Here is a 20,078-nt window from a genome sequence, read left to right as displayed (position 1 = left end):
AGGGACAAGACGCAATGGCGGAATATCATCTCGATGCCACACTAGCCAAGGAAATTGTCACTCGTACCATGCAAATCATTGACAGCAACGTCAATGTGATGGATACCCGTGGCCGCATTATCGGCAGCGGCGATCATGAACGCTTGGGGGAGCTGCATGAAGGGGCATTATTGGTGCTATCACAGGCCAGAGTGGTGGATATTGACGATGCCGTTGCCCGCCATTTGCACGGTGTTCGCCCTGGTATCAACTTGCCATTGCGTATCAACGGTAAAATTGTTGGGGTTATCGGTCTGACTGGTAATCCGGCACAGCTGCGTCAGTTCGGTGAGCTGGTCTGCATGACCGCAGAGATGATGCTGGAGCAGGCACGCCTGATGAGCATACTGGCGCAGGACAGCCGCTTTCGCGAAGAGCTGGTGCTCAACCTGATCCGCACCGAGGAGCTGTCACCCGCCCTGATGGAGTGGGCGCACCGATTGGGAATTGATCCTGACCAACCTCGCGTTGCGGCGGTCGTCGAGGTTGACAGTGGTCAACTGGGGGTAGATAGCGCCATGGCCGAATTACAGCAGCTACAGGCTTTGCTGACGATGCCGGAGCGTGACAATCTGATTGCCATCGTTTCCCTCAGCGAGATGGTGGTACTTAAGCCAGCGTTGAATAACCATGGGCAATGGGATGCGGAAAATCATCGGCGGCGGGTAGAAAACCTGCTGTCACGTATGAATGAAAGTAGCCGTTTGCGCGTGCGTATTGCGCTGGGTAACTATTTCAGTGGCCCAGGCAGTCTGGTGCGTTCTTACCGCACGGCGCGTACCACCATGGCGGTTGGCAAGCAGCGCATGCCGGGCCAACGGGCTTATTACTATCAGGATCTGATGTTGCCAGTGTTGTTGGGCAGCCTGCGCAGCGGTTGGCAGGCTGATGAATTGGCACGACCACTGGAACGTCTGAAGGCCATGGATAGCAACGGTCTACTGTTGCGTACCTTAAATGCCTGGTTCCTGAACAACGTGCAACCTATTGCCACCGCCAAGGCGCTCTATATCCACCGCAATACGCTGGAATATCGTTTGAATCGCATTTCAGAACTGACCGGGTTGAACCTGGCTAATTTTGATGCGCGTCTGCTGCTGTATGTTGGTTTGCAACTGAATGATAACTGAGTGGTATCCCGCAGTTGACCGGCCACCAGCGGCGCTCAACTGCGGGGTATGACTCAGGTCACCGGTGCGGGGTTAAATACCGCCAAGGCATTGTACAGCCCCCATTGATCCGACCAGGTTTTCTTCCGCCCACTGGCGATCGCCAGAATAAGTTCAAACAACTCCCAGCCCACCTGCTCAATGGTGGCTTCACCGGTGGCGATGGTGCCTGCGTTGATATCGATCAAGTCGTGCCAGCGTTCTGCCAGTGCGCTGCGCGTGGACATCTTGATGACCGGCACGGCAGTCAAGCCGTAGGGGGTTCCCCGGCCGGTAGTGAACACTTGCACCGTGATACCGGACGCCAACTGCTGGGTGCCACAAACAAAATCGCTGGCAGGAGTGGCGGCATAAATCAGGCCGCGTTTAGTGGGGCGTTGGCCGGGGGATAACACTTCGACAATCGCACTGCTGCCGGATTTGGCGATCGAGCCCAGCGCTTTTTCCACCACGTTTGCCAGGCCGCCTTTTTTGTTGCCCGGAGAGGGGTTGGCACTGCGATCGGTTTGGCCACTGCTCAGGTAATCATCATACCAGGCCATCTCCTCCAGTAAGCGCTTGCCAACCTGCTCATCGACGACCCGTGGCGTCAGCAGGTGAACCGCATCGCGTACCTCGGTCACTTCTGAGAACATCACGGTGGCGCCACAACGCACCAGTAAGTCGGAGGCAAAGCCTACCGCCGGGTTGGCGGTGACCCCGGAAAACGCATCGCTGCCGCCGCATTGCATACCCACCACCAGTTCTGATGCGGGGACGGTTTCCCGTTGACGGCGGTTCAGCCGTTGCAGATGCTGTTCGGCGACGCGCAGGATATCTCTCACCATTGCCTGAAAACCGATATGCTTTTCATCCTGTAGGCGAACGATATGATTTTCATCCAGCGAGATCGGCTGCACATCTTCGGTGCCTAACAGCAGGCGTTCGGGCTGTAGTTTTTCGCAACCGAGGCCCACCACCATCACTTCGCCACCAAAGTTAGGGTTGAGCGCCAAGTTATGGATGGTGCGGATCGGCACCACCGCGGCGGGCGCATTGATGGCGACGCCGCAGCCGTAAAGGTGATTCAGGCCCACCACGCCGTCAACGTTCGGGTATTTCGCCAGCAGGTCGCGTTCAATGATTTTCACCACATAATCCACCACACCGGCTACGCAGTGTACGCTGGTGGTAATGCCCAGCAGGTTTTTGCTGCCAACGCTGCCATCAGCATTGCGGTAACCTTCGAAGGTATAGCCTTCCAAGGGGGGCAATGTCTGCGGCACCTGGTTAGCGAGCGGTAGGCTGGCCAGCTCGGGTGCAGGCGGTAGCGTCACCAGCGACTCGTCAATCCAACTGCCACGGAGGATATCTCGCTGAGCAAAACCGATCACCTCGCCGTAACGCAGGATATCGCCACCTTCAGGGATATTCTGCAACGCCACTTTGTGCCCCTGCGGAATATGCTCCAATAACGTCAGCCCACAGGGGAATATTTCTCCTTTAGCCAGTCCGTTATTATTGACCACAATAGCCACGTTATCCTGCGGGTGAACTTTTATATATAACGGTGTTTCTTTAATACGATTAACTTCGGACATTGAAACCTCACATACCCTAACCTGTTATCCCCATTATCTTGCAAGCCGCAACTTGAAAAGTATCGGGTTTATATTGTGCGCCGTAAGTCATAATCGAAAGTCTTGCTCGTGGAGAATTATAGCGTTCACCGGTCTGCCAGGCATTATGCAGATGACCTATATTCTGTGGTTTCTGAGCGCTATTCTTTGGCATTGGTCCAGTTGGCTGTGAGATGGCTCACGCCGCGGTGGGCGGTAGGTGATTCCGTGAGCCAGCCAACGTCATTTTGGGCGGATGCCATAAATTACCCCTGATATTGTCGGAATTATTGGGGTATTGCCCGATGAGTCTGCGTGGCGTGATCTCTATACTTTGATACCAGCAGGATTTATTGCGTTTAAAAATTGCCAGCGCCGTATTTATATTAATCGAATTGCTCAAACAGGCCGCAATTAATTAAACCATTTCGTTCTGAGAATCGTTCAGGATGAATATAGCTACGGCTATCATTCAGGAGAGCACCATGTCTACTATCAGCACTGAGGGCAGTGCAATAATAAAAAGAACTAATAAGCGTTATTGGATCGTGGTGATGTTGTTTATCGTCACCTCATTTAACTATGGCGATCGTGCCACGCTGTCTATTGCCGGTACTTCGATGGCCCAGGATATTGGCCTCGATCCGGTTGGGATGGGCTATATCTTCTCGGCGTTTTCCTGGGCTTATGTGATCGGGCAGATCCCCGGTGGCTGGTTGCTGGATCGCTTCGGTTCGAAGCGGGTTTATTTCTGGAGCATCTTCATCTGGTCGCTGTTTACCTTATTACAAGGCTTCGTTGATATCTTCAGTGGTTTTGGCATCGTGGTCGCGCTGTTTGCACTGCGCTTCCTGGTCGGCCTGGCGGAGGCGCCATCCTTCCCCGGCAACAGCCGGATTGTGGCTGCCTGGTTCCCCGCCCATGAGCGCGGCACAGCGGTAGCGATCTTCAACTCGGCACAATACTTTGCCACGGTGATCTTCGCGCCGATCATGGGCTGGTTGACGCATGCGGTGGGTTGGTCACACGTCTTCTTCTTTATGGGGGGATTGGGCATCATCCTGAGCTTTGTCTGGCTCAAAGTGCTGCACGATCCTAAAGATCACCCGAGCATCAATCAGGCCGAACTGGATTACATCGAAGCCGGTGGTGCCTTGATCAACATGGATCAGCAACAGAAAAAACAGCAGAAGGTCAAAGGCGAGAAGTGGTTCCAGATCAAGCAGCTATTGCAGTCACGCATGATGATTGGCGTGTATATTGGCCAATACTGCATCAACGCCATGACCTACTTTTTTATCACCTGGTTCCCGGTGTATCTGGTGCAGGCGCGTGGCATGTCGATCCTCAAGGCGGGTTTTGTCGCTTCGGTTCCGGCAATCTGCGGTTTTATCGGTGGAGTGCTCGGCGGCGTGATTTCCGATTACCTGATGCGCCGCACCCAGTCACTGACCTTCGCCCGTAAAACACCGATCGTGCTGGGCATGCTGTTGTCGATGTCGATGATTTTCTGCAACTACGTCGATACCGAATGGATGGTGGTGGGCATTATGGCCGCCGCGTTCTTCGGTAAAGGGCTGGGGGCTTTAGGCTGGGCCGTGATGGCCGATACCGCACCGAAAGAAATCAGCGGGTTGAGCGGGGGTCTGTTCAATATGTTCGGCAATATTTCCGGCATCGTTACACCGATCGCCATCGGATACATCATCGGCACTACCGGGTCGTTCAATGGTGCGCTGGTGTATGTCGGCATTCATGCGCTCATGGCGGTGGCCAGCTACCTGTTTATTGTCGGTGATATCAAACGTATTGAATTGAAACCTATGACAAGGAGTGGACGATGAATACCGCACCAAAAATTACCTCCATGCAGGTTGTGCCGGTCGCTGGTCACGACAGTATGCTGCTTAATCTCAGTGGCGCCCATGCGCCGTTCTTCACCCGTAATATCGTGATCTTGCAGGATAACGCCGGTAACACCGGGTTGGGCGAAATTCCAGGGGGCGAGAAAATCCGTCAAACTCTGGAAGAGGCGCAATCGCTGGTGGTAGGTAAAACCCTCGGTGAATACAAGAACGTCATGAACGAGGTGCGTAACCGTTTTGCCGATCGCGATGCGACCGGGCGCGGCCTACAGACTTTCGACCTGCGTACCACGATTCATGTGGTCACCGGGATTGAGGCGGCGATGCTGGATCTGCTGGGCCAATTCCTCCATGTGCCAGTGGCCGCACTGTTGGGTGACGGGCAGCAGCGTGATTCGGTCGAGATGCTCGGCTATCTGTTCTATATCGGCGATCGCAATAAAACGCCGCTGCCTTACCAGAGCCAGCCCGCTGAGGCCTGCGACTGGTATCGCCTGCGCCATGAAGAGGCGCTGACGCCACAAAGTATTGTGCGCCTGGCGGAAGCGGCCTACGAGAAATATGGCTTCAACGATTTCAAGCTGAAAGGTGGCGTGCTGGCGGGCAGTGAAGAAGCGGAGGCGGTCACCGCGCTGGCGCAGCGCTTCCCTGAGGCGCGCATTACCCTTGATCCTAACGGGGCCTGGTCGCTGAAGGAAGCGATCGCGCTCGGCAAACAGCTGCGCCATGTGCTGGCTTACGCCGAAGATCCTTGTGGCGCAGAACAAGGGTTCTCCGGCCGGGAAGTGATGGCGGAATTCCGCCGCGCTACCGGGCTACCGACGGCCACTAACATGATCGCCACCGATTGGCGGCAGATGGGCCACACGCTGCAATTGCAGTCGGTCGATATCCCGTTGGCCGATCCCCACTTCTGGACCATGCAGGGCTCGGTACGGGTGGCGCAGATGTGCCACGAGTTCGGCCTGACCTGGGGTTCACACTCTAATAACCACTTTGATATTTCTCTGGCGATGTTCACCCACGTGGCGGCAGCGGCACCGGGCAACATTGCGGCGATCGATACTCACTGGATCTGGCAGGAGGGCAACCAGCGCCTGACGCGGGAACCGTTGCAGATCGTCGGGGGCCGCGTGGCGGTTCCACAACGGCCGGGGCTGGGGATCGAACTGGATCAGGATCGGTTGATGCAGGGCCATGAGCTTTATAAAAAACATGGGCTGGGCGCGCGCGACGATGCGCAGGGTATGCAGTATCTGATCCCTAACTGGGTCTTTGATAACAAGCGTCCGTGCCTGGTTCGTTAATTATTTTTTGAGCAGAGGAAACTCCATGAATAGCTGCCATAACCGTTTTCGCCAGTCGCTGCTTGAGGGGGAAACCCTGATCGGCTGCTGGTCGGCACTCGCCAACCCGATCTCCACCGAAGTGTTGGGGCTGGCTGGTTTCGACTGGCTGGTGCTGGATGGCGAACATGCACCAAATGATATCGGCACGTTTGTGCCGCAACTGATGGCGCTGAAAGGCAGCCACAGCGCGGCGGTGGTGCGCCCGCCGTGCAACGAGCCGATCATCATCAAGCGCCTGCTGGATATCGGCTTTTACAACTTCCTGATCCCGTTTGTGGAAAGCGCCGAACAGGCACAACAGGCGGTAGCGTCAACCCGCTATCCACCAGCCGGTATCCGCGGTGTGTCGGTTGCGCACCGCAGTAACGGTTACGGCACCGTGCCGGATTATTTTGCTCAGATTAACGAGCAGATCGCCGTTCTGGTGCAGATCGAAAGCCAACTGGGGGTGGATAACCTGGATGCTATTGCCACAGTCCCAGGGGTTGACGGCATCTTTGTCGGGCCGGGGGATCTTTCTGCGGCGCTGGGCTATCTCGGCCAGCCGAATCACCCAGAAGTGCAGGCGGTGATCCGCCATATTTTCGAGCGCGCCAGTGCGCATGGCAAAGCCAGCGGCATTCTGGCCCCGGCTGAAGCCGATGCCCGCCGTTATCTGGAATGGGGAGCCCGCTTTGTAGCGGTTGGCAGCGATCTCGGCGTTTTCCGCAGTGCCACACAGGCATTGTGCGATCGTTTTAAACACAGCGGTAAATAAGGGGAATTAGGATGAAAATCGGATTTATTGGCCTGGGTATCATGGGCAAACCCATGAGCAAAAACCTGCTGAAGGCAGGTTATTCACTGGTGGTGATGGATCGTAATACCGACGTGGTGGCTGAATTGGTCGAGTTGGGTGCTGATGTGGCCGCAACGCCGAAGGCCGTGGCGGCACAAAGTGATATCGTGATTACCATGCTGCCGAACTCACCGCAGGTGCGGGAAGTCGCTCTGGGGGAAAACGGCATTATTGAGGGAGCCAAAGCGGGCACCGTGCTGATCGACATGAGCTCTATCGCCCCGCTGGCGAGCCGTGAAATCAGCACTGCCCTGGCCGCCAAACAGATTGCCATGCTCGATGCCCCGGTGAGCGGCGGTGAACCCAAGGCGATAGATGCTACGCTGTCGGTGATGGTAGGCGGCGACAAAGAGGTTTTTGAACGCTGTTTTGAAGTAATGAAAACCATGGCCGGTTCGGTGGTGCATACTGGTGATATTGGTGCCGGTAATGTGACCAAATTGGCGAACCAGGTGATCGTCGCGCTGAATATTGCGGCGATGTCGGAAGCACTGGTGCTGGCGACCAAAGCCGGGGTGAACCCGGATCTGGTGTATCAGGCGATCCGCGGTGGGTTGGCGGGTAGCACGGTATTGGATGCCAAAGCGCCGATGGTGATGGATCGCAATTTCAAACCGGGTTTCCGCATCGATCTGCACATTAAAGATCTGGCTAATGCGTTGGATACTTCTCATAGCGTGGGTGCCCAGTTGCCGCTGACCGCCGCGGTGATGGAAATGATGCAGGCACTGCGTGCCGATGGCCTTGGCAATGCCGATCACAGCGCACTGGCGTGCTATTACGAGAAATTGGCCAAGGCAGAGGTCACCCGATAAGGGTACCCGATGTCGCGCCCGTTAAATCCGATGGGGCTGGATGCTCGGCCCTTATCGATCGGTCGCTTGGGAGTTGATAGCTTATGAAAATAGTGATTGCGCCGGATTCATACAAAGAGAGCCTGTCTGCGTTTGAAGTCGCCTCGTGTATTGAGGCGGGATTTCGGGAAATTTTCCCGCAGGCCAGCTACCTGAAGCTGCCAATGGCGGACGGGGGTGAGGGAACGGTGGAGGTGATGGTTGCCGCTACCTCGGGCCGTAAGATTGACGTGGAAGTCACCGGGCCATTGGGTGAGAAGGTGATGGCTTTTTTTGGTTTATCCGGCGATGGGCAAAGCGCTTTTATCGAAATGGCGGCGGCCAGCGGGTTGGAGTTGGTGCCGGGGCAACGGCGTAATCCGCTGAAAACCACCTCTTACGGCACCGGTGAACTGATTCGCTGTGCGCTGGATCAGGGCGTTCAGCATTGCATTATCGGCATCGGTGGCAGCGCCACCAACGACGGCGGTGCGGGCATGGTTCAGGCATTGGGTGCCCGATTGCTGGACAGTCAAGGTGAAGAACTGGGTTTTGGTGGCGCAGCATTGGCCGGGTTGGTGAGCATTGATATCAGCGGGCTGGATCCGCGTATCCACCAGTGCAAATTTGAGATTGCCTGCGACGTTACCAATCCACTGACCGGTAAAAACGGCGCGTCGGCGATTTTTGGCCCACAGAAAGGTGCCACGCCGCAGATGGTTGAACAACTGGATCGCGCTTTGCAGCATTACGCGAGCATGATCAAATACTGGTTGGATATTGACGTTGAGCAGGTCGCCGGGGCGGGAGCGGCTGGGGGCATGGGGGCGGCATTGCTGGCCTTCTGCCGGGCGGATCTGCGTCAAGGAATTGAGATTGTCACCGACGCTTTGGGGTTGGATGAACTGGTGCGCGATGCCACCTTGGTGATCACCGGTGAAGGGCGGATTGATAGCCAAAGCCTCAACGGCAAAGTCCCGATCGGTGTTGCCAGGGTGGCCAAGCGCTATCACAAGCCGGTGATTGGCATTGCCGGTAGCCTGAGCTCAGATGTCAGCGTGGTGCATCAGCATGGTTTGGACGCGGTGTTCAGCGTGCTGCCCCGCATCTGCACGCTGGAAGAGGCATTGGCTAATGCCGGGGAAAATGTGCGCATGACGGCGCGCAATATTGCCGCGCTCATCAAACTGGCACAACAGTAAATTGCTCTGCCCCTTTCTGATCGAAAGGGGCACAACGTTATTCCAGATGGAACCGCGCTTCAGTAGTGACCAGCTCTATCTCATCCAATAACTCCAGCCATTCAGGTTCCAAGTCGTGACTGTTGGCACCTTGGCGCAGTTGCTGTTCGAGGTAGTAACACAGTTGCTTGAGGCGTGGCACGCCGCTGTAACTGCAACTGCCATGCAGTTTGTGGATCAGATCGAGAATACTGTCGTCTGCTTCCCCTTCCAACAGCGCTCTGACCCGTTCACTGACCTCGGGCAGGAACTCCACCAGCATCTGGAGCAGATCGTTGGCCAAATCTTCTTTGTTAGCCGCTTGGCGCAGGGCCAACTGCCAGTCTAACGACAGGGATTGTTCTGATACATTGCGCGGAGCCATCACCTCTTGCACGACTTCATGGGTGTGGTAACGGGCCAGCACCTGCGTCAGCATGGCTTCATCGATCGGCTTGGCCAGGTAATCATCCATGCCCGCCTGCAACAGATACTCGCGTTCGCCGCTGATCGCATGAGCGGTGACTGCGACGATCGGCGTGGAGTTGTGATGTGGCATCTGGCGGATCAGTTCACCAGCACGGATGCCATCAATATTCGGCATCTGGATATCCATCAGGATCATATCCAGCACGTTATCGCGTGCCAGCGCAATCGCTTCTTCACCGCTACCGCACAGCAGCGTATTTTCCACCTGTTCTGCCAGTAAGGTACCAATCAGCTTCAGGTTAGCGGGGTTATCATCCACCGCCATCACCGTCAGTGGCAGAAGCTTACGTACCGGTGGTGCAACCAGCGGATATTGGCTCTCCATACGCAGCAGTGGATACAGGCGATTGCTGGTGATCGGCTTAATCAGGCAACCGATCGCGCCGAGCTTTTTCATTTCTTCGGCATCGACCTGCGACTGGCTTGGCAGCGCGAGGATCACCCGGTTGGCGATTTTCAGCGCATCGTTTAGCTTGTTCCGATGCTGAGGGATGCTGTCACGATAGGGGATCGGGACGCCAACCAGCAGGAAGTCGTAATCGTTTTTCGGCAGTTTCCCCAGCGTTGGCGAATGGGTAACGATCAGTTGAGTGACGCTCAGCATGTTCATCGTCGCCTGAGCGGCAGTCGGGTTGGCTTCGATGTAAGCCAGCATTTTGCCACGTAAATCCGGCAGGCTTGGCGGTAGCGACAGCATGCCTTCATTAAGATCGAGCGTAATATGGAACCAGAAGGTTGAACCCCGGTTTAACTGGCTGTAGAAGCAGATATCGCCGCCCATTTCCTTCACCAGCTTCTGGGTGATCACCAGACCTAAGCCGGTGCCACCATGACGGCGTGAAATGCTGGCGTCCGCCTGGCGGAATGCCTGAAACAGCTGTGATTGCTGGCGTTCAGAAATACCAATACCGGTATCGTGGATCTGCATTTCCAGCTCTACCTGCCGCTCCAATTGGTTACGTAGTTCGATGCGGATATCGATATTGCCGGTTTCGGTGAATTTGATGGCATTCCCCAGCAGATTGGTGATCACCTGTTGCAGACGCAGAGAATCGCCAATGACCTGATCAGGCACATCATTTTGCACATCCAGCGTCAGTTCCAGCCCTTTTTCGTGTGCGCTGGGGGCCAGCAACACGATCACTTCGTCCAGCGTTTCACGCAGCGCGAACGGGATATGTTCCAGCACCAGTTTACCGGCCTCCAGCTTGGAGAAGTCCAGCACGTCGTTGATGATGGTCAGCAGGTTATTGGCTGAACGCTCAATGGTTTGCAGATAATCGATCTGCGTGGCGCTCAACGTTGTTTTCAGCATCTGGCGGGTAAAGCCAATCACGCCGTTGAGTGGCGTGCGCAACTCATGAGACATATTGGCCAGGAATTCAGACTTGATACGTGCGGCTTCCTGCGCCCGTTTTTTGGCCAGATCCAGTTCAACGTTCTGGATCTCCATCTGCTCCAGCGTTTCGCGCAGGTCGGAGGTGGCCTGATCGATGTTCTGCTGCATTTCCTCGTGATAGGCGGTCAGCGACATCGCCATGGAGTTAATGCCGTTTTTGAGCATATGCAGTTCGCCGAGCATAAAGCCTTCTACCCGGCTGTCGAGCTGGCCCCGGCGGATACGGTCAACGGTGTTGACCATATTGCGGATCGGGCCGGTCACGTCGCGCATCAGGCGATAGGCGAACAGCACGGCGATACACATGCACAACAGCAACAGCATGCTGGAAACGAACACTTCTTTGTATTGCTGTAGCCGTACCGACTTCAGATCCAGTTCGATCGCCACATAGCCAAGCTTGTTGTCGGCATGCACTTCGTTCCCGGCTGTTTCGTCTGGATACGGGTTTTCTGACAGGATCGGCGTACGCAGGATCAACGAATCACCGCGCCGGGTTAACATCAGTTCGGTGGGAAATGGCACATCTTTCGGCAACTGCAACTGGGTATAATTGTGATGATAATTGGAGGTGACGAAAAGATTGTTCTGCGCGTCAAACACGGTAATCGAACGGACAATATCGGAATGGCGGCGGTGCAACAGGCTGACCAACTGCCTGACCGATTCGCGGCTGCGGAATGTCATGCCGTATTCGCTGGCTACCGCCAGAGGTTCGATGATGCTGGCACCAGAATCAACTAATTGTTCCTGCAGCTCGTTGTAGCGGTGAACCACAAAGAAAGTACTGAGCAACAGACCGATCAGTAATGTCGGTGCCAGGATCAGTATCATCATGCGCGCACGCAGGCTGTATTTGGTCATGAGATTCCAATGTGGGAGAATTGGGCTAATCCTAGCTTAGTGAACCAGCGCTCAATCGACAATTATGGTGCAATTCTACTCTCCCAAACGCCGCGTGACGACCCGGTAAAGATTATTTGGCTCCAGGCTGCGATCGGCTCAAAAAACTGTGCGGTGAAGCGCCGTATTATCAGGCTGACGGGCTACGCTTAGAGTTCAGTTTGCACGAGGTTATTCAGCTTAATACTGTGATAAATCGGCAAATAGTGGCTCAGACCCTTGAATGGTTAGAAATTGAGCCCCATGATCGCATATTGGACCTATTTTGCGGATGGGTAATCGGTAGCAGACATTGAAGGTGTTGCCACGCTGGTAGCGAATGGGCAATATAATGCGCATAAGAATTTGCTGAGTAATCTGTCATTTTCCTATCAGAATCTGGAAAACGATGTTGCACGGCAGCCTTGGGCAGCTCAAGGGTTTGATTAAAGTGATGTTGGATCCTGCCTGTGCTGGTGGTGCGGCTGGAGTGATATCACAGAGTGTAAAACTGGCGCCAGAGCGGGTGGTTTATGTTTCTTGTAACCCCACGATGCTGGCACGTGACAGTAAAGTGCTACTGGACGCCGGTTATCGTCTTGTCCGCGTGCGGATGTTGGATAGGTTTCCGCACGCGGGGCATCTTGAATCCATGGCGTTGGTGCTAAAAACGCCAGGAGTCGCTGCAAAGTAGGGAGAAGTTATGGTCGCGGTAAGAAGTGCACATCTGAATACGGCGGGTGAATTCGCTCTTGATGATTGGATTGCCAGCCTGGGGCTACCTAACCCGCAGTCATGTGAGCGATTAGCCGAAACCTGGCGTTACTGCGAGCAGCAGACCAAAAGCCATTCTGACGCCCCCTTGTTGCTGTGGCGCGGGGTGGAAATGGTGGAAATCCTCTCAACCCTCAGCATGGATAACGACAGCATGCGTGCCGCGCTGCTGTTCCCGCTGGTGGACGCCGGTATCGTGCCGGAAGACATCCTGACCGAAGCCTTTGGCTCCGGTATTACTTCGCTGGTGCACGGTGTGCGTGATATGGACGCCATTCGCCAACTGAAAGCCACGCATAACGACTCGATGGGTTCCGAGCAGGTCGACAACGTGCGCCGCATGCTGCTGGCGATGGTGGAAGATTTCCGCTGCGTGGTGATCAAACTGGCGGAGCGGATTGCCCATCTGCGTGAAGTCAAAGATGCGCCGGAAGACGAACGCGTACTGGCGGCCAAAGAGTGTTTTAACATCTACGCCCCACTGGCCAACCGCCTCGGTATCGGCCAACTGAAATGGGAGCTGGAAGATTTCTGCTTCCGCTATCTGCACCCGGACGAATACAAACGTATTGCCAAATTGCTGCACGAACGCCGTATCGATCGTGAACATTTTATTGATGATTTCGTGGCTGAGTTGCACCAAGCGATGGTGGATGAAGGCATCAAGGCGGAAATCTATGGCCGCCCGAAACATATCTACAGCATCTGGCGCAAGATGCAGAAAAAGTCACTGGCGTTTGATGAATTGTTCGATGTGCGCGCGGTGCGCGTGGTGGTGGAACGATTGCAGGATTGCTACGCAGCACTGGGCATCGTGCATACCCATTTCCGCCATCTGCCGGACGAGTTTGACGACTATGTCGCCAACCCGAAACCCAACGGCTATCAGTCGATTCATACCGTGGTGCTTGGGCCACGCGGTAAAACGCTGGAAATCCAGATCCGTACCCGTCAGATGCACGAAGACGCTGAACTGGGCGTGGCCGCGCACTGGAAGTACAAAGAGGGCGCGGTAGTCACCGCACGTTCCGGCTACGAAGAGCGCATTGCCTGGCTGCGTAAGCTGATCGCCTGGCAGGAAGAGATGGCGGATTCGGGCGAAATGCTCGACGAAGTGCGCAGCCAGGTGTTCGACGATCGCGTCTACGTGTTTACCCCGAAAGGTGATGTGATCGATCTACCGGCGGGTTCAACGCCGCTTGATTTCGCCTACCATATTCACAGTGACGTCGGCCACCGCTGTATCGGTGCCAAAATTGGCGGCCGTATCGTGCCCTTCACCTATCAGTTGCAGATGGGCGATCAGATTGAAGTGATCACCCAGAAACAGCCGAACCCAAGCCGCGACTGGCTGAACCCGAACCTCGGCTACATCACCACCAGCCGTGGGCGCTCGAAGATCCACAACTGGTTCCGCAAGCAGGATCGTGACAAAAACATCCTGGCCGGGCGGCAGATGCTGGACAATGAGCTGGAACACCTCGGCATCAGCCTGAAAGAGGCCGAGAAGCTGCTGATCCCTCGCTATAACGTCAATTCGCTGGATGAAGTGCTGGCGAGCATTGGCGGTGGGGATATCCGCCTGAATCAGATGGTGAATTTCCTGCAAGGCAAGCTCAACAAGCCGAGCGCCGAAGAGCAGGATCGCCAGGCGCTGCGTCAGTTGACCCAGCAGAAAGCGCCATCCGCCGCGACTCGCAGCAAAGACAATGGGCGCGTGGTGGTGGAGGGCGTCGGCAATCTGATGCATCACATTGCGCGTTGCTGCCAGCCGATCCCAGGCGACGATATCATTGGTTTTATCACTCAGGGGCGGGGGATTTCGATCCACCGGGCGGATTGCGATCAACTGGCCGAGCTGCAATCCCATGCGCCGGAGCGCATCGTTGACGCGGTGTGGGGCGAGAGCTATTCCAGCGGCTATTCGCTGGTGGTGCGCGTGGTAGCAAACGATCGCAGCGGCTTGCTGCGTGATATCACCACGATACTGGCCAACGAGAAGGTCAACGTGCTGGGCGTCGCCAGCAGGAGTGATACCAAAAAGCAGTTGGCCACCATCGATATGGATATCGAGATCTACAACCAGCAGGTGCTGGGGCGGGTGTTAGCCAAACTTAACCAGTTGCCGGACGTGATTGACGCTAAGCGTCTACACGGTAAGTGATGTTCCTTTTTTCCTAAGGGCCCAGCTTGCTGGGCCCTTAATTATTCAGAGATTTTTCTATGACCCAATCCACCCCGTTGCAACGCTTGCTGACCATCATGAAAACCTTGCGTGATCCGCAGTCAGGCTGCCCGTGGGATCGCCAGCAGACCTTCGCGACTATCGCGCCTTACACGCTGGAAGAAACGTACGAAGTGCTGGATGCCATCGAGCGCCAGGATTATGCCGATCTGCGTGATGAACTGGGGGATCTGTTGTTCCAGGTGGTGTTTTATGCCCAGATGGGGCAGGAGCAAGGGCTGTTTGATTTCGACCAGATCTGCAACGCCATCAGCGACAAACTGGAGCGCCGCCATCCGCACATTTTCGGTGAGGCCGATGCCGCCGACAGCGCAGCGGTTTCCGCCCGTTGGGAGCAATTGAAGGCCGGTGAGCGCGCTGAGAAAGCGCTGCATTCGGCGCTGGATGATATCCCCAATGCGCTGCCCGCGCTGATGAAAGCCCACAAAATCCAGAAACGCTGCGCGACGGTCGGCTTCGACTGGCATACGTTGGGCCCGGTGCTGGACAAGGTGTATGAAGAGATCGACGAAGTGATGCACGAAGCGCAGCAGGCGGTGGTGGATGAGCAGAAGCTGGAAGAAGAGATTGGCGATCTGCTGTTTGCCACGGTCAACCTTTCCCGCCATCTTGGCCATAAGGCAGAAAATGCCTTGCAGGCCGCCAACCGCAAGTTCGAACGCCGTTTCCGCCAGGTTGAAGAGATTGTGCAGCAGCGTGGCCTGAAGATGGAACAGGCGACGCTGGAGCAGATGGAAGAAGCCTGGCAGCAAGTGAAACAACAGGAAAATTAATCTGAGTCTGGGGGCTCAACCGCATCACTTGTTTGATCGGCAACAAGGTTTGCTCACGCTGAAACGGTTAAGCTCGCCACCCTATCTTGCTGAATTGCGCATTGTATGGCAGAAAAGTCAACAAACTGAATTGTAAGGCGTTTTATTACGGCAGAAGGCATTTTACCGACAAGTTTTTATGCTAACCTGTTGTTTTAAAAAGACAGAGAGAGTGAGGCTGGCTGACTAAACCTGGATGAACTCACGGCGGTGACAGAGATGATGGATAGCAAAACGATCGTTTGTAGGTCTAGAGAGGTTCGGGTATACTACTTTCCCGTCCTGGTTCTTCCATCGTCTTTAAACCTAAACTCTCAGGTTCAGCATGACAACTAATTATATTTTTGTGACCGGCGGGGTCGTCTCCTCTCTGGGTAAAGGCATTGCCGCAGCCTCTCTGGCGGCTATTCTTGAAGCCCGTGGCCTCAACGTTACCATCATGAAACTGGACCCGTACATCAACGTGGATCCGGGCACCATGAGCCCGATTCAGCATGGGGAAGTTTTCGTCACCGAAGACGGCGCAGAAACCGATCTGGATCTGGGTCACTACGAGCGTTTCATCCGCACCAAAATGACGCGTCGTAACAACTTCACCACCGGCCGTATCTACTCCGACGTTCTGCGTAAAGAGCGCCGTGGCGACTATCTGGGCGCAACCGTACAGGTTATTCCGCACATCACCAATGCCATTAAAGAACGCATCATCGAAGGCGCTGAAGGCCACGATGTGGTGCTGGTGGAGATCGGCGGCACCGTGGGTGATATCGAATCCCTGCCGTTCCTGGAAGCGATTCGCCAGATGGCGGTCGAAGTGGGCCGTGAGCACACGCTGTACATGCACCTGACCCTGGTGCCGTATCTGGCGGCTGCCGGTGAAGTGAAAACCAAACCAACCCAGCATTCGGTTAAAGAGTTGCTCTCCATCGGTATTCAGCCGGATGTGTTGATCTGCCGTTCCGATCGCACCGTGCCTGCCAACGAGCGCGCAAAAATCGCTCTGTTCTGCAACGTGCCGGAAAAAGCGGTTATCTCGCTGAAAGATATTGATTCTATTTATAAAATTCCAGGTCTATTGAAATCTCAGGGGCTGGACGACTATATTTGCAAACGATTCAACCTCAATGCACCGGAAGCCAACCTGAGCGAGTGGGAGCAGGTGGTGTACGAAGAAGCCAATCCGGGCGGCGAAGTGACCATCGGCATGGTCGGCAAATATGTCGAACTGCCGGATGCGTACAAGTCCGTCATTGAAGCGCTGAAGCACGGTGGTCTGAAAAATCGTCTGACCGTTAATATCAAGCTGATCGATTCGCAGGATGTTGAAACTCGCGGTGTGGAAGTCCTGAAAGGGCTGGACGCGATCTTGATCCCTGGCGGCTTTGGCTACCGTGGCGTGGAAGGTAAGGTGATGACCGCGCAGTACGCGCGTGAAAATAACATTCCTTATCTGGGTATTTGCCTGGGTATGCAGGTAGCGCTGATCGAGTTTGCCCGTCACGTTGCGGGTATGGCGAATGCCAACTCAACCGAATTTGTGCCAGACTGCAAGTACCCGGTGGTAGCGTTAATCACCGAATGGCGTGATGAAGACGGCAACGTTGAAGTGCGCACCGAAGAAAGCGATTTGGGCGGCACGATGCGCGTTGGCGGGCAGCAATGCCATTTAACCGATAACAGCCTGGTGCGCCAGATGTACGGCGAGCCAACCATCGTTGAGCGCCATCGTCACCGTTATGAAGTTAACAACATGCTGTTGAAGCAGATCGAGGCCGCAGGTTTACGCGTTGCCGGTCGCTCTGCGGATAACAAGCTGGTTGAGATTATCGAGCTGCCTAACCATCCGTGGTTTGTTGCTTGCCAGTTCCACCCGGAGTTTACTTCGACGCCGCGTGATGGGCATCCGCTGTTCGCTGGTTTTGTCAAAGCGGCGGGTGAGTATCAGAAGCGTCAGGCGAAATAAGAGTTTTAGTAAGCAACGCGCGGCCAAAACCGCGCGTTGTTTGTCTGGAGTTTTAGTTTAACTTGTGACTTGAGGAAAACCCATATGTCCAAAATTGTGAAAGTCATCGGCCGTGAAATCATCGACTCACGCGGCAACCCAACTGTTGAAGCCGAAGTGCATCTGGAAGGCGGTTTCGTGGGTCTGGCTGCTGCGCCGTCAGGTGCTTCTACCGGTTCCCGTGAAGCTCTGGAACTGCGTGACGGTGACAAATCTCGTTTCCTGGGTAAAGGCGTACTGAAAGCCGTTGCTGCGGTTAATGGCCCAATTGCTCAGGCAGTACAGGGTAAAGATGCCAAAGACCAGGCTAACATCGACAAGATCATGATCGATCTGGACGGTACTGAGAATAAATCCCTGTTTGGCGCTAACGCCATCCTGGCGGTTTCTCTGGCCGCTGCCAAGGCTGCTGCTGCTTCCAAAGGCATGCCGCTGTATGAGCACATTGCTGAACTGAACGGCACCCCAGGCAAATTCTCTATGCCTCTGCCAATGATGAACATCATCAACGGCGGTGAGCACGCAGACAACAACGTCGACATTCAGGAGTTCATGATTCAGCCAGTTGGCGCGAAGACCCTGAAAGAAGCCGTGCGTATGGGTTCTGAAGTGTTCCATCACCTGGCAAAAGTGCTGAAGTCCAAAGGGATGAACACGGCGGTGGGTGACGAAGGTGGTTATGCGCCAAACCTGGGCTCTAACGCTGAAGCTCTGTCTGTGATCGCTGAAGCAGTGAAAGCGGCAGGCTATGAGCTGGGTAAAGACATTACTCTGGCGATGGACTGTGCGGCGTCTGAATTCTACAAAGACGGCAAATATGTGCTGGCTGGCGAAGGCAACAAAGCCTTCACTTCTGAAGAGTTCACTCACTTCCTGGAAGATCTGACCAAGCAGTACCCAATCGTTTCTATCGAAGACGGTTTGGATGAATCTGACTGGGCTGGTTTTGCTTACCAGACCAAAGTGCTGGGTGACAAGATCCAACTGGTGGGTGACGATCTGTTCGTAACCAACACCAAGATCCTGAAAGAAGGCATCGATAAAGGCATCGCTAACTCTATCCTGATCAAGTTCAACCAGATCGGTTCTCTGACCGAAACTCTGGCTGCGATTAAGATGGCAAAAGATGCAGGCTACACTGCGGTGATCTCTCACCGTTCAGGTGAAACCGAAGATGCGACCATCGCCGACCTGGCGGTAGGTACTGCGGCTGGCCAGATCAAAACCGGTTCTATGAGCCGTTCTGACCGCGTTGCCAAATACAACCAACTGATCCGTATCGAAGAAGCGCTGGGCAACCGCGCACCGTTCAATGGCCTGAAAGAAGTTAAAGGTCAGTAATCGTTATAACGGCTTCGTTTGTTTACGGGGAGTGTCATTAGACACTCCCCGTTTTTTATTGTGATTGACCCCCTAGCGCTGTGACTGAAGCGAGTTACAGCATGGCGATCATTTTCAGCAGTTCTACGCGGTTGCGAATGCCGAATTTTTTACTCGCGTTGTTCAGATGGGAGTAGATTGTTTTCGGGTGCAGATGCAAGCGTTGCGCAATGTTACCAATGCTGGCATTACGCGCTATCTCACAGAGCACAATGATTTCACCAGGCGTAATTATCGTCGGTTTTTGGGTTCCCCACATGTGACCGTTGGCTACTGGTCTTTCTTGTTCTATCAAGAGCATGCACATTTCAAGCACCACATTTAACTTTTCTTTCTTATTCAATATCGCATCTGGACGTGCGCGGGCGATCAACGCCAAGATTAAAGGTGATGCTTTGTCGATAAAGAATAGCGTCTTGATTTTAGGATGGTTCGTCCTCAGCTTCTTAAGAAAAAGAAGACACTCTTCAAAAAGATAAATCTGTTCGGGGAAACTCATTATTACCAGATTCGGTGGGGATTCCTCCGATCGTAACAGGTTTGTGGAAGGGTATGATAAACAAAAAATATCTTGTGCCAGCAGTGCCTTCATTCCTAGTTGACACAGTGGCGAGCGGTCAATATAAATAATACCCACACTGATTCTCCTTTTTCAGAAAATTAACCGCACTGTTTCACAGTATCTATATAATGTCATGGTTTATTTTATTGGTAATTAATTGGCAGATATAAAAAGGAAAAATCATTGATAATAAATGATCAATATTATGTATGTATAATGCTTTACTAGTGAAGCAAATGTTTCCTTACGCTTCAGTTTTTGCAAGTGATTTCAACCAGCTAACAAGATAGTGATAAGCATATCTCATTGTTATAAAATGTATTTATAAGAACGCCTTCATTGAGTGCTGTCTATACTGGCATCAAGAGTGTTCGGTAAAAATACAGTATTCAATTCGGTTTTTGCGAGAATGTAATATAATTATTTCTATAAAAAAGTAGAGGAAGCTATTTTTTAAGTAAATGCTTAATGCGGTTTAAGAAGCGTGCCGGTAAAATAAGATAAGTCATGCTGGAGTTGATGTTGCTTATCGAAGGTATTCGCTAAAATCTACGTGGTTTGCACACACAGATTAATCATATTCTTCAGTGGTAGTGAGAAGCGGCAAGAGATCATGGGGGCA

The 20,078-nt window shown here is 54.0% G+C and carries 13 protein-coding genes and 1 pseudogene; 11 read left to right on the top strand and 3 right to left on the bottom strand.

Annotated elements, in window-relative coordinates; translation table 11 throughout:
- Positions 1–14 precede the first annotated feature (14 nt).
- The gene (locus tag AC2A1E_RS06530) at positions 15–1,169 is read left to right on the top strand and encodes a CdaR family transcriptional regulator (RefSeq protein WP_484383081.1); all 1,155 of its coding nucleotides are present in this window, start codon (positions 15–17) and stop codon (positions 1,167–1,169) included.
- A 53-nt stretch (positions 1,170–1,222) separates the two neighbouring features.
- Here AC2A1E_RS06530 and garD read toward each other — a convergent pair whose 3' ends face one another.
- Entirely contained in the window at positions 1,223–2,788 is a 1,566-nt protein-coding gene (gene garD, locus AC2A1E_RS06525) for a galactarate dehydratase (RefSeq protein WP_484383080.1), read from the bottom strand.
- A gap of 503 nt (positions 2,789–3,291) precedes the next feature.
- Here garD and AC2A1E_RS06520 point away from each other — a divergent pair.
- The 5 genes from AC2A1E_RS06520 (at position 3,292) to AC2A1E_RS06500 (ending at position 8,893) form a co-directional block, all read left to right on the top strand.
- The gene (locus AC2A1E_RS06520; RefSeq protein ID WP_459401327.1) at positions 3,292–4,650 is read left to right on the top strand and encodes an MFS transporter; all 1,359 of its coding nucleotides are present in this window, start codon (positions 3,292–3,294) and stop codon (positions 4,648–4,650) included.
- Positions 4,647–5,978 carry a glucarate dehydratase gene (gudD, locus tag AC2A1E_RS06515; RefSeq protein WP_459401328.1) on the top strand — a complete coding sequence of 444 codons (1,332 nt, stop codon included), beginning with the start codon at positions 4,647–4,649 and terminating at the stop codon, positions 5,976–5,978. The genes AC2A1E_RS06520 and gudD overlap by 4 nt, the downstream gene beginning before the upstream one ends.
- A gap of 25 nt (positions 5,979–6,003) precedes the next feature.
- A complete protein-coding gene (gene garL, locus AC2A1E_RS06510) occupies positions 6,004–6,777 on the top strand; it encodes a 2-dehydro-3-deoxyglucarate aldolase (RefSeq protein ID WP_484383079.1) in 774 nt (257 codons plus the stop codon).
- A gap of 5 nt (positions 6,778–6,782) precedes the next feature.
- Positions 6,783–7,673 (top strand): 2-hydroxy-3-oxopropionate reductase, encoded by an 891-nt coding sequence (gene garR, locus AC2A1E_RS06505; RefSeq protein WP_473191658.1) that lies wholly within the window; start codon positions 6,783–6,785, stop codon positions 7,671–7,673.
- 83 nt (positions 7,674–7,756) lie between these two features.
- Positions 7,757–8,893 (top strand): glycerate kinase, encoded by a 1,137-nt coding sequence (locus AC2A1E_RS06500; RefSeq protein ID WP_484383078.1) that lies wholly within the window; start codon positions 7,757–7,759, stop codon positions 8,891–8,893.
- Positions 8,894–8,930: 37 nt separating this feature from the next.
- On the opposite strand, the gene barA is transcribed toward AC2A1E_RS06500, so the two are convergent.
- Positions 8,931–11,663 carry a two-component sensor histidine kinase BarA gene (gene barA, locus AC2A1E_RS06495; protein ID WP_484383077.1) on the bottom strand — a complete coding sequence of 911 codons (2,733 nt, stop codon included), beginning with the start codon at positions 11,661–11,663 and terminating at the stop codon, positions 8,931–8,933.
- A 113-nt stretch (positions 11,664–11,776) separates the two neighbouring features.
- Between barA and AC2A1E_RS06490 the strand changes: the two are divergent.
- The 5 genes and pseudogenes from AC2A1E_RS06490 to eno all read left to right on the top strand — a co-directional run.
- Positions 11,777–12,375, top strand: a pseudogene (locus AC2A1E_RS06490) (class I SAM-dependent RNA methyltransferase family protein); the annotation flags it as partial.
- Positions 12,376–12,384: 9 nt separating this feature from the next.
- Positions 12,385–14,619, top strand: a complete 2,235-nt coding sequence (gene relA / locus AC2A1E_RS06485) for a GTP diphosphokinase (RefSeq protein WP_484383076.1) — start codon at positions 12,385–12,387, stop codon at positions 14,617–14,619.
- Between the two features lie 59 nt (positions 14,620–14,678).
- On the top strand, positions 14,679–15,473 hold the full coding sequence (mazG, locus tag AC2A1E_RS06480; RefSeq protein WP_484383075.1) for a nucleoside triphosphate pyrophosphohydrolase: 795 nt from the start codon (positions 14,679–14,681) through the stop codon (positions 15,471–15,473).
- Positions 15,474–15,837: 364 nt separating this feature from the next.
- Positions 15,838–17,475: a glutamine hydrolyzing CTP synthase gene (gene pyrG / locus AC2A1E_RS06475; protein ID WP_484383074.1), complete on the top strand. Its 1,638-nt coding sequence runs from the start codon at positions 15,838–15,840 to the stop codon at positions 17,473–17,475.
- 84 nt (positions 17,476–17,559) lie between these two features.
- Positions 17,560–18,855, top strand: a complete 1,296-nt coding sequence (eno, locus tag AC2A1E_RS06470; protein WP_459401336.1) for a phosphopyruvate hydratase — start codon at positions 17,560–17,562, stop codon at positions 18,853–18,855.
- Between the two features lie 94 nt (positions 18,856–18,949).
- Here the strand turns inward: eno and AC2A1E_RS06465 are convergent, their stop codons facing one another.
- On the bottom strand, positions 18,950–19,531 hold the full coding sequence (locus tag AC2A1E_RS06465; RefSeq protein WP_484383073.1) for a response regulator transcription factor: 582 nt from the start codon (positions 19,529–19,531) through the stop codon (positions 18,950–18,952).
- Positions 19,532–20,078: the final 547 nt, after the last annotated feature.

It is taken from the genome of Serratia sp. HNCC26DJ206 (assembly GCF_057180605.1).
This window is presented reverse-complemented; position numbering and strand designations above follow the sequence as displayed.

What these genes read in the sequence shown, in the direction of transcription:
- AC2A1E_RS06530 (WP_484383081.1), top strand. Translation starts at nt 15, where the DNA reads ATGGCGGAATATCATCTCGATGCCACACTAGCCAAGGAAATTGTCACT.
- garD (WP_484383080.1), bottom strand. Translation starts at nt 2,788, where the DNA reads ATGTCCGAAGTTAATCGTATTAAAGAAACACCGTTATATATAAAAGTT.
- AC2A1E_RS06520 (WP_459401327.1), top strand. Translation starts at nt 3,292, where the DNA reads ATGTCTACTATCAGCACTGAGGGCAGTGCAATAATAAAAAGAACTAAT.
- gudD (WP_459401328.1), top strand. Translation starts at nt 4,647, where the DNA reads ATGAATACCGCACCAAAAATTACCTCCATGCAGGTTGTGCCGGTCGCT.
- garL (WP_484383079.1), top strand. Translation starts at nt 6,004, where the DNA reads ATGAATAGCTGCCATAACCGTTTTCGCCAGTCGCTGCTTGAGGGGGAA.
- AC2A1E_RS06500 (WP_484383078.1), top strand. Translation starts at nt 7,757, where the DNA reads ATGAAAATAGTGATTGCGCCGGATTCATACAAAGAGAGCCTGTCTGCG.
- barA (WP_484383077.1), bottom strand. Translation starts at nt 11,663, where the DNA reads ATGACCAAATACAGCCTGCGTGCGCGCATGATGATACTGATCCTGGCA.
- relA (WP_484383076.1), top strand. Translation starts at nt 12,385, where the DNA reads ATGGTCGCGGTAAGAAGTGCACATCTGAATACGGCGGGTGAATTCGCT.
- mazG (WP_484383075.1), top strand. Translation starts at nt 14,679, where the DNA reads ATGACCCAATCCACCCCGTTGCAACGCTTGCTGACCATCATGAAAACC.
- pyrG (WP_484383074.1), top strand. Translation starts at nt 15,838, where the DNA reads ATGACAACTAATTATATTTTTGTGACCGGCGGGGTCGTCTCCTCTCTG.
- eno (WP_459401336.1), top strand. Translation starts at nt 17,560, where the DNA reads ATGTCCAAAATTGTGAAAGTCATCGGCCGTGAAATCATCGACTCACGC.